Raw genomic sequence first — 15,466 nt, forward strand, 5'->3', positions numbered from 1 at the left:
ATCCGGTAGCGGCGTAAAAATCGCGGAAGGGATGAAAAAAACAGCGCCTGACGGCGCTGTGTCTGGCATGCCTGCAATCCGGGAAACCGGACCAGGAAAAAACTTGCAGGCCATAACAGTATCTACGAAAGCTAATCATCACGCGCTGGTAATGTCGTAATCCATTTGGCGCAGTGCGTCTAATGTGGCTTTGGCTTCATCTTCGTCGATGATGCTCATGGCAAATCCGACGTGTACCAGCACCCACTGGCCCAGTAGATCGGCAGGGTTACCTTCACAAATCAGGGCGATATTCACATCGCGCTTGATACCACATACTTCAACCTGCGCAAGCTGGTGAATATCTTCACCGACAGCCAGCACCTGGCCTGGAACGCCAATACACATTATTAACTCCGGTTATTCAACTTCAATACTTTTGACGATCAGCGAATCGCCGGTATCGACACGCAACCGCTCGCCGTGACAGAGCGGACACTGCGCATCGTGCTGATGAATCTCCACCACCTGGCTGCAATCCCAGCACCAAGCCTGGGCGGGTTTATAGACGATATGTAAATCGCACCCTTGCGCCACCGTTCCGTGGCAGACAATTTCAAAACTAAAACGGACGGCGCTCTCCTCAACGCAGGAGAGCGCGCCAATTTCCAGCCACACGGCGGTGACGCGCTTAACATCGTGCTGCTCCGCCTGCCGTTGGATAATTTCAACGGCGCTCTGGCAAAGCGACAACTCATGCATTTTCGCCACTCCTGCGACCAAACAGCAGGGCGCGACGCCCTGCGTGTGGTACATCCGGATTCGTGACTGGCAGCGAAAGGATCATTCGTGCGCAGTCATCCGTCAGGCGTTGGCCCTCTTCAATCGACATACTGTGCGAAAGCGGTGACATCAGCGAACAGGAGAGGTATTGCGAAACACCGTCCAGTTCGCCAACGGTAAAGGTCATGGTGCCATACGGCAGTTGCAGACCAATTTTTTCACTCACTTTGCGCAGCGGCCAGAGTTGATCCGGGCCGGGGAAGATAACTGCACTCAGCATCCACGGGGTGATCACACACCCCGTCCACTGACCTTCGAACAGCGTAAAATCAGAAACATACACCGGCATTGAAGGATGCAGAAAAGAGAGATCGTGCATCGAACGCCGGGCAATTTCTTCAAACGCTGCCTGTACTTGCGCCTTCGGGGAGGTCTGGAAACCTGCTATCTCTTCAGTCATGAATCGCCTCCCGTGGGATGGCTTCCACGCCTGATTCGCGCAGCGCAGCCAGAACCTGCTCAAGCGCAGGTTCAATCATTGCTTCAACCGTCGGCGTTAAGCCGATGTGTGGCTCCAGCGATTCCGGGATCACGCCGACCAGGGTCAGCTTTTTCGGAAACTCGCCGGTGAAGCGCAGGGCCGACAAGACGTCGGCCAGGCCAAGCTGATGCGGAGAGATTTTGTTGGTAAACAACGCCGGAACTTCTTCATCCCGCAGGATCATCATCGTTCCCGGCGCGCTCTTCTTCGACACAATGGCATCCGCAATAATCAGATGATCGCGATTTGCCATGTCGCCAAGCAGCTCCATTCCCGCCGTGCCGCCATCGAGGATCTCAACATAATCCGGCAGAATGTATCGTTGCTCTAACGCTTCGACAATCCGCACACCGATGGCTTCATCGGTCAGCAAAATATTGCCGACCCCTAAGACTAAAATACGCATTACAGAACCTTCACTGAAACCACTTCGTTGCCGTCGGCATCCACTACGTGTACCGCACAGGCCATGCACGGGTCGAAGGAGTGAATGGTACGCACCACTTCCAGCGGTTTATTCGGATCAGCAACCGGTGTACCCACCAGCGACTGCTCGTAAGGACCGACGTCATCATTGAAGTTACGCGGACCAGAGTTCCAGGTTGATGGAACAACTGCCTGGTAGTTGCTGATGATACCGTCTTTGATCACCATCCAGTGAGAGAGCATACCGCGCGGCGCTTCGAGGAAGCCAACACCTTTGAACTCACCCGTTGCCGGAATGTTCGGCTTCACAAAGGTGGTATGATCGCCTTTACCGATATTGGTGATCAGTGCACTGTATTGATTTTGCAGGATATCCTGCAATTCGCAGCAGTGAACGGTACGACCAATAATACGGCCCAGCGTAGAGTGCAGCTGTGCCACTTCAAGCGTGTTACCAGTCAGTTTCTGATAAATCGCAACGATTTCATTCAGTTTGTTCTGGGTAGACTCGCGTCCTGCCGCCAGTTTCACCAGCATGTTAGCCAGCGGACCCACTTCTACCGTTTTGCCGTAGAAAGTCGGTGATTTCACCCAGGAATATTTCCCGTCGTCAGACCAACCATCATAAGCCGGAATGGTGGTACCTTCCCACGGCGCCTGTGGCGCTTCGTCTTTATACCAGGAGTGCTTCGCGCTTTCCTGAATGCCTTTGATCAGGTATTCATCGGAATGAGAAGTGATCGGACGATACGAGGACAGATCCGCATTCTCAATGTAGCCGCCCGGGAACAGGAAGCTGCCGTTTTTACTGTCGGTCGGGAATTCCGGCACGCTCAGGTAGTTCACCGCACCTTTACCGCGCGTCAGCCATTCCGGGTAGAACGCGGCGATAACCGCGGTATCAACCTTATAAACCTGCTCAACAAAGTCGCTCAGCTTGTCGATGAAAGACTTGATGTACATCAGGCGCTCAAGGTTCAGCACGCCCAGACCGTCGAGGTTGATTGGGTTAGCGACCCCACCTACCGCCAGGTTCTGAATGTGCGGCGTTTTACCGCCCAGCAGCGCCACGACGCGGTTAGCGTCACGCTGGCACTCCAGCGCCTGCAGGTAGTGCGCTACCGCAATCAGGTTCACTTCCGGCGGCAGTTTCATCGCCGGGTGACCCCAGTAGCCATTGGCGAAAATACCCAACTGACCGCTGGCAACCAGATCTTTGATCTTGTTCTGAACTTTAGTGAACTCTTCCGGACTGTTCAGATGCCAGGTCGAAACGCCTTTCAGCATTTCGGAGGCTTTGGTTGGGTCAGCTTGCAGTGCAGAAGTGATGTCCACCCAGTCCAGCGCCGAAAGCTGATAGAAATGAACAATATGGTCATGCGTGGTGTGCGCAGCCAGAATGATGTTACGGATGTATTGCGCGTTAACCGGAACGTCGATATTCAGCGCACTTTCTGCCGCACGAACGGAAGACAGCGCGTGAGTGGTAGTACATACGCCACAGATACGTTGCACAATCATCCATGCATCGCGCGGATCGCGGTTTTTCACGATCTCTTCCATGCCGCGCCACATGGTACCGGAAGCCCATGCTTTCGAAACGACGCCATTTTCGATTTCGCAATCGATGCGTAAATGCCCCTCAATACGGGTTACCGGATCAATAGTAATTCTCTGGCTCATGCTTTGCTCGCCTCATGACGATTATGATCGTTTTGTTTTAAAGGAGGAAGTATCGGCAGTAGACGAATGAGTACGATGTAAGCGCAAATCTCAATAGCCACAAAACCAATAGAAATCAACAGTTCTTCCCAGGTCGGGAAGTAGGCGTAACCGCCGCCCGGGTTGAATGCCACCAGCGAATAGGTCAGACGCCAGGTTGCACAACCTAACAGTGCGCTCAGTGCTGACAGGAACAGCATGCGGGAATCATTACGCAGCTTCGCCACACGCAGAACGACCAGCGGGAAGAGCATCAGCAGGACTTCAATCCAGAACATCACGGAGTAGAAGTTACCGGCAAACGCTAACGACAGCTTGTCGCGATAGATAAGCTCGCCAAAGCGCAGCACGATGAAAATCGCCAGCAACACACTGATGGTGTTGGTCAGCTTGACGAACAGGCTCTTTTCATCCGGACCGTTGCCACGCAGACCCGCCTGCACCAGCGAACCTTCAAAGATGACAATCGAGAAGCCCATGATGAACGCCGTCAGCAGCGAGAACAGCGGCAACATTTCATAGCTCTGCCACAACGGATGCACCTTGTAGCCCGCCGAGATCATCAGTGACCCCATTGAAGACTGGTGCATGGTCGGCAACAGCGCGCCAAGTGCAATGATGAAGAACATCACCTTGTTCAGACGCTTGAGAGAAACCTTCCAGCCCAGACGTTCAAACAGTGCCGGAGCAAACTCCAGTGCCATCACGCCGATATAGATGGTCATACAGACCGCCGTCTCGAACAGTACCGAGTTCACGTTGAAGTGACCCGGAATGTAGAAGTACGGCAGGTTCCAGTAGCGACCCACGTCGATAGTGATCGACAAGCCCCCCAGTGAGTAACCAAACAGACTCGCCAACAGCGCCGGACGCACCAGCGGATGGTATTGCCCACGGTTAAAGACGTATACCGCCCACGCCAGCGCCCAGCCGCCACAGGCAAAGCCGGTACCAATCAGCAGGTCAAACGCGATCCACACGCCCCACGGGAAGCCGCCGTTCAGGTCAGAGACAGAGCCCAGACCGAACACCAGACGCTTCACAATCAGGAGCATACAGATGACGATTAACGGTCCAAAAATCATGACCGGTTTACTGATGATTTTGCCGCCCAGCGGTTGTGGATCATGACTCATGATCGTCTCCTCCGTCGTGATGGTCGTTTTTGGTGTTGCGACGAACCAGCACGGTTAAGCCCGCCAGCACAGCCAGTGGTAGCATCATGCCTTTATACAGGGTGTGTTGAATATTTTCGGAACGCGCACCGGTAGAAAGATCGTCCAGTTTCGGCAGGTCGAGATTTTCATAAGGCACACCCGTCAGTACCAGAACCTGAGTACCGCCGCCCTCTTTCTCGCCGTACAGATGCGGATAATATTTCGGCACCGTATGCAGGTAAGTGTCGCCAGATTTCAGCGTCTGACGCGGATAGTGGTATTCGCTGCCAGGCTTCAGCGCCAGACGTTTTTTCGCCTCCGCCATCAGCTCTTCACGCGTACCAAAAATTACCGCGCCCGCCGGGCACACTTCTACGCAGCCAGGCAAACCGCCTTTATCGAGACGTTCCACACCTTTCTGGTTGCACAACTCGCACTTATGCAGCGCACCAAACGGGTTGTTGTAGTCGTACTTCGGCACGTTGTATGGGCAGGCGACCATGCAGTAACGGCAACCGGTGCACACATCTTTGTCGTAATGGACAATGCCGGTTTTCGGATCTTTTTTCAGCGCAGAGACCGGGCACACAGAGACACAGTTCGGATCGACGCAGTGCATACACTGTTTCTTAATGTACGCGTAGCCGTTCTCCTCCTGGTCTTTGTTGACCCCTGTGCCGCTGGTCCACACCTGAATGATGTTATTGGTATACGGCGACAGTTTGTCGTTGTTCGACCAGGTCTGTTCCCCTTGCGGGTTACGTTCAGGGAAGTTGATATCCTGACACTTGGTGACGCAAGCCTGGCAGCCTACGCACAAGGTCGAGTCGTACAACATCCCCAGCGATCCCGGAATTGGCGGGCGGTTTTCAGCAGCCGCATGACTGACAGACGGCAGCGCGCCCGTCAGCAATGCCCCGCAGGAGGCTGCTTTAATAAAATTACGTCTGTTCACGGTTATTCTCCCCGTGAGTCAGCGTTATCTTTCTTTTGCTGACGACCCAGTTCACGCACCGCCATCACGCTGACACCGGCAACCAGCCCAACCACACCGCCGAGCAAACCAATAGCGCCTGCAGAGACGTTGCCGCCCTCTTTAGCGTTAACATCCGGTTTCTGTGAACGCGGAGTCTGATTTTCGACGTTGGCAAGCTGATGGATGCCTTTATGGAAGCCGATACCTTCTTCGTTACAGCCATAGCATGGGTGACCAATCGCTACCGGCCACACGCCGCCAACATCGCAGAATTGCAGCGTTGAGCAGTTGCCGTAAGTTTCTGGCCCTTTACAGCCGAGGTGGTACAGGCACCAGCCTTCACGGTGGCCTTCATCACCGAACTCTTTGGCAAAACGACCAGCATCGAAGTGCGGGCGACGTTCGCAGTGTTCGTGAATCAGACGGCCATAGGCGAAGGTCGGACGATTTTTGTCATCCAGTTTCGGCGGTTTGCCGTAAGTGATGATGTGCGCAACGGTCGCGAGGAAGTTGTGCGGGTTCGGCGGGCAGCCCGGAATATTGATAACGGTTTTGCCTGGCAGAACTTCTTGCAGGCTGACTGCGCCAGTTGGGTTAACTCCAGCTGCGGCAACACCGCCCCACGCAGAGCAGGAACCGATAGCGATAATCGCTGCTGCGCCTTCTGCCGCTTTGCGGATGTGATCCACAATCGGCTCACCAGCAACCATGCAATAAATACCGTTATCTTTTAATGGGATGGAACCATCCACAACCAACACATACTGCCCTTTGTACTTCTCAAGTGCGTTATGTTTGTTCTCTTCGACCTGATGACCGAAGGCGGCGGAAAGCACTTCGTGATACTCCAGAGAGATAGTCTCCAGCACGAGGTTTTCTACCGTTGGATGCGTTGCACGAAGCAGAGATTCCGTACAACCGGTGCACTCCTGCGCGCCAATCCAGATAACTGGCGGACGCTGCGGGTTAGTAACCGATTCGGCCATCTCTGCAGCGGCTTTGCTACTTAACCCCATGGTGGCGGCTAATGCTGCACAAAGCTTCATGAAATCACGACGGTTAATGCCGTGAGAATGGATGAGGGTGTTATCTCCAGTCATTTATAGTTATTCCGTTGCGAAGACCTGGCATATATTTTGCCTCAATCGCAAAATCAATAATGCGATCGATGCGCCATTTACCACACATTTATTATGGTTATCGATATCATGATACTGCGGCGGGGCGCTAAAACGAAGGGAAGAAGCATTAGTGTAATTAATTAAAGCAAGATAATACGTATGTTTGATCAATTTTCGAGGCGATAACCGGCCATAAAAAAGCGCAACGTAGAACAGGAATTATTCTCACGAAAGAAATCCATTACCATCTCTTTATCCAGTCCATAGCGGCGCGTCAGAATACCCGCTTCCCAGGCGCTAAGCTGGCGATCTCCGGTCTTTTCGTACATCCGGTGTGAGTAGCCTAATACAAAACCGCGTTTATAATCGGCACAGAATTTTGTCACATTAACCGCACTGTCGGCATGCGTTGCTTTTAATCCCGCCATTAAGCCTTTACCAAAATGGTTATTCATCGTTCACCTCATTCGTTATATATCGCCATATATAGCGATATTTTAGGCAAAGAACGACTTTTGCGCACGCTATTTTTTCATGCTTGTTTAAGACGTAATCCAGTAAGAGATAAACCTATCAGGAGAGATATTTATCGAACCATTTCAGTGTCCTTTGCCAGGCAAGATCGGCGGCAGATTTGTCATAACGGGGCGTGGAATCATTATGGAATCCGTGATTAACCCCCGGATAGATATACGCCTCATAAACCTTATTATTGGCTTTCAACGCCGCCTCGTAAGCAGGCCAGCCCTCGTTGATTCGGGTGTCCAGTTCCGCGAAGTGGAGTAGTAAAGGCGCTTCAATCTTCGCCACATCGGCAGTGGGTGCCTGACGACCATAAAACGGCACCGCGCAGGCCAGTTCCGGATACGCGACAGCCGCCGCGTTCGATACGCCACCGCCATAGCAAAATCCGGTAATACCCACTTTGCCTGCCGCTTGCGGATAGCGTTGCATAAACTCAATTGCGGCAAAGAAATCATTCATCAGTTTGGTTGGATCAACCTGCTGTTGCAGCTCACGACCTTTATCATCATTTCCCGGATAACCTCCAACGGAACTTAAGCCGTCAGGTGCCAGGGCGATATACCCCGCCTTCGCCACTCGCCGTGCCACATCTTCGATATACGGATTCAGTCCACGATTCTCATGCACCACTACCACGGCTGGCGTTTTGCCGCTCATTTTTGCGGGTTTCACCAGATAACCCCGTACCTCGCCGTGACCATTTGGCGAAGGATACGTGATGTACTCAGCAACAATCTCCGGGTCGGTAAACTCTACCTGAGTCGCCAGCGCATAATTTGGCTTGAGCAAATCAAACAACGCTAATGCCGTCATCCCGCCCACCGCATACTTCGCCGCAAGGTTGAGGAACTCACGTTTCGAGATTTTCCCGTGAGCGTAATAGTCGTAGTAATCCAGCAACTCTTGTGGGAAATCTTTGGCGGTTAAACGCGGCATCGTTGCACTCCTCAATTGGTGTTTTTTTAAGCAAAGCATAAGCGCGTGTTTTTGCCCAGTTTTTCGTCACTCTGTGAGCCAGACTACGGGATACGCGCTGGCGAATCGCTAAACTAGAAACATTGTTTCGAAATTGAACGGTGGAAAGGAGAGGTCATGGTCTGGTTAGCGAATCCCGAACGTTACGGGCAGATGCAATACCGCTATTGCGGAAAAAGCGGTTTACGCCTGCCCGCGTTATCGCTCGGTTTATGGCACAATTTCGGTCACGTTAACGCGCTGGAATCACAGCGTGCGATCCTGCGTAAAGCGTTTGATTTGGGCATTACGCACTTTGATTTAGCCAACAATTACGGGCCACCTCCAGGAAGCGCAGAAGAGAACTTTGGTCGCCTGCTGCGCGAGGATTTTGCCGCTTATCGCGATGAACTGATTATCTCTACCAAAGCCGGATACGATATGTGGCCCGGCCCGTACGGCTCTGGCGGCTCACGTAAATACCTGCTCGCCAGCCTCGACCAAAGCCTGAAGCGTATGGGGCTTGAGTATGTCGATATCTTTTACTCTCATCGCGTCGATGAAAATACGCCGATGGAAGAAACCGCCTCTGCGCTGGCTCATGCGGTACAAAGCGGTAAGGCGCTGTATGTCGGGATCTCCTCTTACTCGCCAGAGCGGACGCAAAAAATGGTCGAGTTGCTGCACGAGTGGAAAATTCCGCTGTTAATTCATCAACCTTCGTACAATTTACTAAACCGCTGGGTGGATAAAAGCGGCCTGCTGGATACCCTGCAAAATAACGGCGTGGGCTGTATTGCCTTTACTCCTCTGGCTCAGGGATTGCTGACCGGAAAATATCTCAACGGCATTCCGCAAGATTCACGGATGCATCGTGAAGGGAATAAAGTTCGTGGTCTGACGCCGAAAATGCTTACCGAAGCCAACCTCAACAGCCTGCGCTTATTGAATGAAATGGCACAGCAGCGTGGACAATCAATGGCGCAAATGGCGTTAAGCTGGTTGCTGAAAGATGATCGCGTGACGTCGGTATTGATTGGTGCCAGCCGCGCGGAGCAACTAGAGGAGAACGTGCAGGCGCTGAATAATCTGACATTTAGCACCAAGGAGCTGGCGCAGATTGATCAGCATATCGCCGATGGCGAGCTGAATCTGTGGCAGGCGTCGTCCGATAAATGACCTGTTAATAACGGGCGCGCGAACCGCGCCCGAATCAGATCAGTGATTATGACGAGTCAGTCGGTCAAGATAGCCCATCACAAATGCAGAAAGCACAAACGTCAGATGGATAATGACGTACCACATCAGTTTGTTATCCGGGACATTTTTCGCATCCATAAAGACGCGCAGTAGGTGAATGGAAGAAATTGCCACAATCGACGCTGCTACTTTGTTTTTCAGCGACGTTGCGTCCATTTTCCCCAGCCAGTTCAGCTTCTCTTTGTTCTCGGAGATATCCAGCTGTGAGACGAAATTCTCATAACCGGAAAACATCACCATCACCAGCAAACCGCCAACCAGCGTCATATCCACCAGCGACAGCAACACGAGGATCAAATCTGATTCCGCCATCGAGAAGATATTCGGCAGTACGTGAATAATCTCCTGGAAGAACTTCAGCGCCAGGGCAACTAACGCCAGCGAAAGGCCAAAGTACACGGGGGCAAGCAGCCAGCGAGAAGCATACATTGCATTTTCAAGAAAACGTTCCATACATTCCTGTCGTGTAGTTAAAACGGGCAACAGTATATCGCAATTGAGTAAACAGCACGCAACAGCAAATCAACATATACGTTAAACCTTTGTCGCATAATTCTGAGGTTTAGGGATCTTCCTGGTTCCCTTATCAACGCATCGAGAGCGTCTACCCTTAAAGGACGTTGAACCTGAAGGGAGAAAAACGATGTCTCATTTAAAAGACCCGACCACGCAGTATTACACTGGTGAATATCCCAAACAGAAACAACCGACGCCAGGCATCCAGGCGAAGATGACACCGGTACCGGATTGCGGCGAGAAAACCTATGTTGGTAGCGGTCGCCTGAAAGATCGTAAAGCACTGGTGACAGGGGGCGATTCCGGAATAGGTCGCGCTGCCGCCATCGCTTACGCGCGTGAAGGGGCTGACGTGGCGATCAGTTATCTTCCCGTGGAAGAAGAAGACGCTCAGGATGTGAAAAAGATCATTGAAGAATGCGGACGCAAAGCCGTTCTGCTGCCAGGCGATTTAAGCGATGAGAAATTCGCCCGTTCGCTGGTTCACGAAGCGCACAAGGCGTTAGGCGGGCTGGATATTATGGCGCTGGTCGCCGGGAAACAGGTTGCCATTCCGGATATTGCAGACCTCACCAGCGAACAGTTTCAAAAGACCTTTGCCATTAACGTTTTCGCGCTGTTCTGGCTAACCCAGGAAGCGATCCCCCTGCTACCGAAAGGTGCAAGTATCATCACCACTTCGTCAATCCAGGCATACCAGCCAAGTCCGCATTTACTGGACTATGCGGCTACGAAGGCGGCGATTCTGAACTACAGCCGTGGCCTGGCAAAACAGGTCGCGGAGAAAGGTATTCGGGTGAATATTGTCGCGCCAGGCCCTATCTGGACGGCACTGCAAATTTCCGGCGGACAAACGCAGGATAAGATCCCGCAGTTTGGTCAGAAAACGCCGATGAAGCGTGCGGGGCAACCGGCGGAACTGGCCCCTGTATATGTTTATCTGGCAAGTCAGGAGTCGAGCTACGTCACCGCAGAAGTGCACGGTGTGTGCGGCGGCGAGCATTTAGGTTAAAAAAATGCCCGGTTGTGAAAAGCAACCGGGCATCATTGTGAATTCACTCTTACCTGATGTGGCGAAAACGCCTTATCCGCCTACAAACGCATGAAGATTCAACATGTTGCAATAGATTTTATAGGCCTGATAAGCGTAGCGCATCAGGCATTGAGCACCTAATGCCGGATGCGGCGTGAACGCCTTATCCGGCCTACAAACGCACGAAGATTCAACATGTTGCAATAGATATTGTAGGCCTGATGAGCGTAGCGCATCAGGCAATTCTACTTTACTTCGCTTTGGCGGTTTCTTCGCCGACCAGACCTATCTTCAGGTAACCCGCCTGATGCAGCGTATCCATTACCTTCATCAACGTCTCGTAATCGACGGTTTTATCCGCTCGGAAGAAGATGGTGGTGTCTTTCTTGCCTTCGGTTAACGCATTCAACGCCGTAATCATTGTTTCATCGGTGACCGGATCGTTACCGATAAACATCGAGTTGTCTGCCTTCACCGACAGATAAACCGGTTTTTCCGGGCGCGGCTGCGGCGTGCTGGTAGAAGCAGGCAAGTTCACCTTCACATCTACCGTCGCTAACGGTGCCGCCACCATAAAGATAATCAGCAGAACCAACATCACGTCGATAAACGGCGTCACGTTGATATCATGCATTTCGCCGTTATCGTCGAGGTTTTCGTTAAGATGCATTGCCATCGGATATTATCCTGCGCGTAATTTTTGTGCGACACGAACCGGATGCGCAGCGGCGCTGGCTTCCAGATCCAGGTCACGGCTTTGCAGCAACAATACCTGCGCTGCAACATCACCCAGCATCGCTTTAAAGCCGCCAATCTGGCGTGCAAATACGTTATAGATAACGACCGCAGGAATCGCTGCCACGAGGCCGATTGCCGTTGCTAACAGAGCTTCTGCGATACCCGGCGCAACGACTGCCAGGTTAGTGGTCTGCGTTTGCGCGATACCAATAAAGCTGTTCATGATGCCCCAGACCGTACCAAACAGACCAACGAACGGAGAAATCGCGCCGATGGTTGCCAGATAGCCGTTACCGCGGCCCATTTGACGACCCACTGCGGCGACCCGACGCTCCAGACGGAAGCTGGTACGTTCTTTAATACCTTCGTTATCGTCGCTGCCTTCTGACAGTTCCAGCTCATTCTGCGCTTCATTGAGCAAATGCAGGCTTAAGCTTTTGCTACCAAAATCAGCGGCGATATCGTTGGCCTGGTTTAAGGAACGCGCTTCAGCCAGCAGTTGCTGCTCGCGCTTAAGGCGACGCTTCTGATTGAAGAACTCTACGCTCTTACTGAAGAAGATTGCCCAAGTGACTACGGAGGCCAAAATAAGCCCAATCATCACGCACTTAACGACAATATCGGCGTGCTGATACATACCCCAGACGGAAAGGTCCGTCTGCATTAAATTATTACCCACTGTGTATCTCCAGGACGCAAGTCACAAAATCTGCGCATAATAATATCAAAATGACGTCGAATTGATAGTCGTTCTCATTACTATTTGCATACTGCCGTACCTTTGCTTTCTTTTCCTTGCGTTTACGCAGTAAAAAAGTCACCAGCACGCCATTTGCGAAAATTTTCTGCTTTATGCCAATTCTTCAGGATGCGCCCGCGAATATTCATGCTAGTTTAGACATCCAGACGTATAAAAACAGGAATCCCGACATGGCGGACAAAAAGCTTGATACTCAACTGGTGAATGCAGGACGCAGCAAAAAATACACTCTCGGCGCGGTAAATAGCGTGATTCAGCGCGCTTCTTCGCTGGTCTTTGACAGTGTGGAAGCCAAAAAGCACGCGACGCGCAATCGCGCCAATGGCGAGTTGTTCTATGGACGGCGCGGAACGTTAACCCATTTCTCCTTACAACAAGCGATGTGTGAACTGGAAGGTGGCGCAGGCTGCGTGCTATTTCCCTGCGGGGCGGCAGCGGTTGCTAATTCCATTCTTGCTTTTGTCGAACAGGGCGATCATGTGTTGATGACCAACACCGCCTATGAACCGAGTCAGGATTTCTGTAGCAAAATCCTCAGCAAACTGGGCGTAACGACATCGTGGTTTGATCCGCTGATTGGTGCCGATATCGTTAAGCATCTGCAGCCAAACACTAAAATCGTGTTTCTGGAATCGCCAGGCTCCATCACCATGGAAGTCCACGACGTTCCGGCGATTGTTGCCGCCGTGCGCAGTGTGGTCCCGGATGCCATCATTATGATCGACAACACCTGGGCAGCCGGTGTGCTGTTTAAGGCGCTGGATTTTGGCATCGATGTTTCCATTCAGGCCGCTACCAAATATCTGGTTGGGCATTCAGATGCGATGATTGGCACTGCCGTGTGCAATGCCCGTTGCTGGGAGCAGCTGCGGGAGAATGCCTATCTGATGGGCCAGATGGTCGATGCCGATACCGCCTATATAACCAGCCGTGGCCTGCGCACATTAGGTGTGCGTTTGCGTCAACATCATGAAAGCAGTCTGAAAGTGGCTGAATGGCTGGCAGAACATCCGCAAGTTGCGCGAGTTAACCACCCTGCTCTGCCTGGCAGTAAAGGCCACGAATTCTGGAAACGAGACTTTACAGGCAGCAGCGGGCTATTTTCCTTTGTGCTTAAGAAAAAACTCAGTAATGAAGAGCTGGCGAACTATCTGGATAACTTCAGTTTATTCAGCATGGCCTACTCGTGGGGCGGGTATGAATCGTTGATCCTGGCAAATCAACCAGAACATATCGCCGCCATTCGCCCACAAGGCGAGATCGATTTCAGCGGGACCTTGATTCGCCTGCATATTGGTCTGGAAGATGTCGACGATCTGATTGCCGATCTGGACGCCGGTTTTGCGCGGATTGTATAACATTGCCACTTTTGGACAATTTTGCAGACATTTTATTGTGAAAAGTCTTAAATTGTTGCGTCCGGGATCAAGGCGTCCCGGACGATTCAGGAGTACAATAGGCAAATAAAGGCTTAAACGCTGTTCCACAGGAAAGTCCATGGCTGTTATTCAAGATATCATCGCTGCGCTCTGGCAACACGACTTTGCCGCGCTGGCGGATCCTCATATTGTTAGCGTTGTTTACTTTGTCATGTTTGCCACGCTGTTTTTAGAAAACGGCCTGCTGCCCGCCTCATTTTTGCCAGGCGACAGCTTGTTGATACTGGCAGGCGCATTGATTGCCCAGGGGGTTATGGATTTTCTGCCTACGATTGCGATTCTGACCGCCGCAGCAAGTCTGGGCTGCTGGCTAAGTTATATTCAGGGGCGCTGGTTAGGGAATACCAAAACGGTGAAAGGCTGGCTGGCACAGCTTCCTGCTAAATATCACCAGCGCGCCACCTGCATGTTTGACCGCCACGGTCTGCTGGCGCTGCTGGCTGGACGTTTTCTTGCATTTGTCCGTACGCTGCTGCCAACCATGGCGGGAATTTCCGGTCTGCCAAACCGCCGTTTCCAGTTTTTCAACTGGTTAAGCGGATTGCTGTGGGTCAGCGTGGTAACCAGTTTCGGCTATGCCTTAAGTATGATTCCGTTCGTTAAACGCCATGAAGATCAGGTAATGACGTTCCTGATGATCCTGCCAATTGCCTTGTTAACCGCTGGCTTGTTAGGCACGCTGTTTGTGGTGATTAAAAAAAAATACTGTAACGCCTGACGATTTTCCCTGTTCCCGGTTGCTGTACCGGGAACGTATTTAATTCCCCTGCATCGCCCGCATTCTTGCCGCATCTTCCCCCGGCGTCACACCGAAGTAACGTTTAAACTCACGGCTAAATTGCGATGCGCTTTCATAGCCGACGCGCATCGCTGCTGCGCTGGCCTTCATGCCGTCATGGATGATCATCATCCGCGCCTTATGCAGACGGTAATTCTTCAAATACTGCAACGGCGAGGTACTGGTGACAGACTTAAAATTATGGTGGAACGCCGATACGCTCATGTTGGCTTCTGCCGCCAGTTGCTCGACGCTCAGGTTTTCGGTGTATTTATTCTCAATCCGTTTCAGCACGCGGCTAATCAGACTGAAGTGAGTCTGGCGACTGACCAGCGCCAGTAACGCGCCGCCGCAAGGTCCGGTCAGCACGTAGTACAGAATTTCGCGGATGATCTGTTTGCCGAGAATACGCGCATCCAGTGGTCGCTCCATCACGTCGAGTAACCGCTCCGCCGCGCATAAAATCTCTTCTGATAACGTGGCGGAGTTAATCCCGCTGGCTGCCATCGACGGCTGGAAATGCTCATCTTCGCCAATGTCCATCAACAGTTCCTGTAACTGCAAAATATCGACATTGAGACGCAACCCTGCCAGCGGCACCTCTGACGTGGCATAGGTTTCGCACTCAAACGGCAACGGCACCGTCAGCAGCAGGTATTCATTGGCATCATAACGAAACACGCGTTCATTGATATAACCGATTTTATGCCCGGAAAAGAGAATTATGATGCCAGGCTCGTACATCACCGGTGTACGTG

At 52.0% G+C, this 15,466-nt stretch carries 18 protein-coding genes; 4 read left to right on the forward strand and 14 right to left on the reverse strand.

All coding sequences use genetic code 11. From position 1 onward, the window contains the following. Nucleotides 1–138: 138 nt before the first annotated feature. The 10 genes from hybG to yghX all read right to left on the reverse strand — a co-directional run bounded on the left by hybG (nucleotide 139) and on the right by yghX (nucleotide 8,166). Nucleotides 139–387, reverse strand: a complete 249-nt coding sequence (gene hybG, locus E0D98_RS14275; RefSeq protein WP_000334896.1) for a hydrogenase maturation factor HybG — start codon at nucleotides 385–387, stop codon at nucleotides 139–141. Between the two features lie 12 nt (nucleotides 388–399). Next, on the reverse strand, nucleotides 400–741 hold the full coding sequence (gene hypA / locus E0D98_RS14280) for a hydrogenase maturation nickel metallochaperone HypA (RefSeq protein WP_000544953.1): 342 nt from the start codon (nucleotides 739–741) through the stop codon (nucleotides 400–402). Then, the gene (gene hybE / locus E0D98_RS14285) at nucleotides 734–1,222 is read right to left on the reverse strand and encodes a hydrogenase-2 assembly chaperone (RefSeq protein WP_000134014.1); all 489 of its coding nucleotides are present in this window, start codon (nucleotides 1,220–1,222) and stop codon (nucleotides 734–736) included. The genes hypA and hybE overlap by 8 nt, the downstream gene beginning before the upstream one ends. Beyond that, nucleotides 1,215–1,709 (reverse strand): HyaD/HybD family hydrogenase maturation endopeptidase, encoded by a 495-nt coding sequence (locus E0D98_RS14290; RefSeq protein ID WP_001221953.1) that lies wholly within the window; start codon nucleotides 1,707–1,709, stop codon nucleotides 1,215–1,217. Before E0D98_RS14290 ends, hybE begins: the two co-directional genes overlap by 8 nt. Then, nucleotides 1,709–3,412: a hydrogenase 2 large subunit gene (gene hybC, locus E0D98_RS14295; RefSeq protein WP_000083065.1), complete on the reverse strand. Its 1,704-nt coding sequence runs from the start codon at nucleotides 3,410–3,412 to the stop codon at nucleotides 1,709–1,711. The genes E0D98_RS14290 and hybC overlap by 1 nt, the downstream gene beginning before the upstream one ends. Beyond that, nucleotides 3,409–4,587, reverse strand: coding sequence for a Ni/Fe-hydrogenase cytochrome b subunit (hybB, locus tag E0D98_RS14300; protein ID WP_024227753.1), 1,179 nt, complete (start codon nucleotides 4,585–4,587; stop codon nucleotides 3,409–3,411). The genes hybC and hybB overlap by 4 nt, the downstream gene beginning before the upstream one ends. After that, complete coding sequence (gene hybA / locus E0D98_RS14305; protein WP_001081870.1) at nucleotides 4,577–5,563, reverse strand: hydrogenase 2 operon protein HybA; 987 nt, start codon at nucleotides 5,561–5,563, stop codon at nucleotides 4,577–4,579. Before hybA ends, hybB begins: the two co-directional genes overlap by 11 nt. A gap of 2 nt (nucleotides 5,564–5,565) precedes the next feature. Beyond that, complete coding sequence (gene hybO / locus E0D98_RS14310; RefSeq protein WP_000145410.1) at nucleotides 5,566–6,684, reverse strand: hydrogenase 2 small subunit; 1,119 nt, start codon at nucleotides 6,682–6,684, stop codon at nucleotides 5,566–5,568. 188 nt (nucleotides 6,685–6,872) lie between these two features. After that, nucleotides 6,873–7,160, reverse strand: a complete 288-nt coding sequence (gene yghW / locus E0D98_RS14315; RefSeq protein ID WP_001059136.1) for a DUF2623 family protein YghW — start codon at nucleotides 7,158–7,160, stop codon at nucleotides 6,873–6,875. Between the two features lie 118 nt (nucleotides 7,161–7,278). Further along, the gene (gene yghX, locus E0D98_RS14320) at nucleotides 7,279–8,166 is read right to left on the reverse strand and encodes a YghX family hydrolase (protein ID WP_001297303.1); all 888 of its coding nucleotides are present in this window, start codon (nucleotides 8,164–8,166) and stop codon (nucleotides 7,279–7,281) included. A 156-nt stretch (nucleotides 8,167–8,322) separates the two neighbouring features. Here yghX and gpr point away from each other — a divergent pair, with 156 nt between their 5' ends. Beyond that, nucleotides 8,323–9,363 carry an L-glyceraldehyde 3-phosphate reductase gene (gpr, locus tag E0D98_RS14325; RefSeq protein ID WP_000262151.1) on the forward strand — a complete coding sequence of 347 codons (1,041 nt, stop codon included), beginning with the start codon at nucleotides 8,323–8,325 and terminating at the stop codon, nucleotides 9,361–9,363. Between the two features lie 39 nt (nucleotides 9,364–9,402). On the opposite strand, the gene E0D98_RS14330 is transcribed toward gpr, so the two are convergent. Beyond that, nucleotides 9,403–9,897, reverse strand: coding sequence for a TIGR00645 family protein (locus tag E0D98_RS14330; RefSeq protein ID WP_000439331.1), 495 nt, complete (start codon nucleotides 9,895–9,897; stop codon nucleotides 9,403–9,405). 190 nt (nucleotides 9,898–10,087) lie between these two features. Between E0D98_RS14330 and yghA the strand changes: the two genes are divergently transcribed. After that, nucleotides 10,088–10,972, forward strand: coding sequence for an NADP(+)-dependent aldehyde reductase (gene yghA / locus E0D98_RS14335; protein WP_000018758.1), 885 nt, complete (start codon nucleotides 10,088–10,090; stop codon nucleotides 10,970–10,972). A 271-nt stretch (nucleotides 10,973–11,243) separates the two neighbouring features. On the opposite strand, the gene exbD is transcribed toward yghA, so the two are convergent. Both exbD and exbB read right to left on the reverse strand, forming a co-directional pair. Next, nucleotides 11,244–11,669 (reverse strand): TonB system transport protein ExbD, encoded by a 426-nt coding sequence (gene exbD, locus E0D98_RS14340; RefSeq protein ID WP_001240712.1) that lies wholly within the window; start codon nucleotides 11,667–11,669, stop codon nucleotides 11,244–11,246. A 6-nt stretch (nucleotides 11,670–11,675) separates the two neighbouring features. Next, entirely contained in the window at nucleotides 11,676–12,410 is a 735-nt protein-coding gene (gene exbB / locus E0D98_RS14345; RefSeq protein ID WP_000527844.1) for a tol-pal system-associated acyl-CoA thioesterase, read from the reverse strand. Nucleotides 12,411–12,661: 251 nt separating this feature from the next. On the opposite strand from exbB, the gene metC reads away from it, so the two are divergent. Together metC and yghB are read left to right on the forward strand one after the other, a co-directional pair. Continuing rightward, the gene (gene metC / locus E0D98_RS14350) at nucleotides 12,662–13,849 is read left to right on the forward strand and encodes a cystathionine beta-lyase (protein ID WP_001295517.1); all 1,188 of its coding nucleotides are present in this window, start codon (nucleotides 12,662–12,664) and stop codon (nucleotides 13,847–13,849) included. Between the two features lie 139 nt (nucleotides 13,850–13,988). Next, nucleotides 13,989–14,648 (forward strand): DedA family general envelope maintenance protein YghB, encoded by a 660-nt coding sequence (yghB, locus tag E0D98_RS14355; RefSeq protein WP_000268419.1) that lies wholly within the window; start codon nucleotides 13,989–13,991, stop codon nucleotides 14,646–14,648. 39 nt (nucleotides 14,649–14,687) lie between these two features. Here yghB and yqhC read toward each other — a convergent pair. Further along, a partial coding sequence (gene yqhC / locus E0D98_RS14360; RefSeq protein ID WP_131890714.1) for a DNA-binding transcriptional regulator YqhC occupies nucleotides 14,688–15,466 on the reverse strand: 779 nt, incomplete at its 5' end.

The sequence above is a fragment of the Escherichia sp. KCJ4928 genome (genome assembly GCF_004352695.1).
Lineage (GTDB): Bacteria > Pseudomonadota > Gammaproteobacteria > Enterobacterales > Enterobacteriaceae > ECMA0423.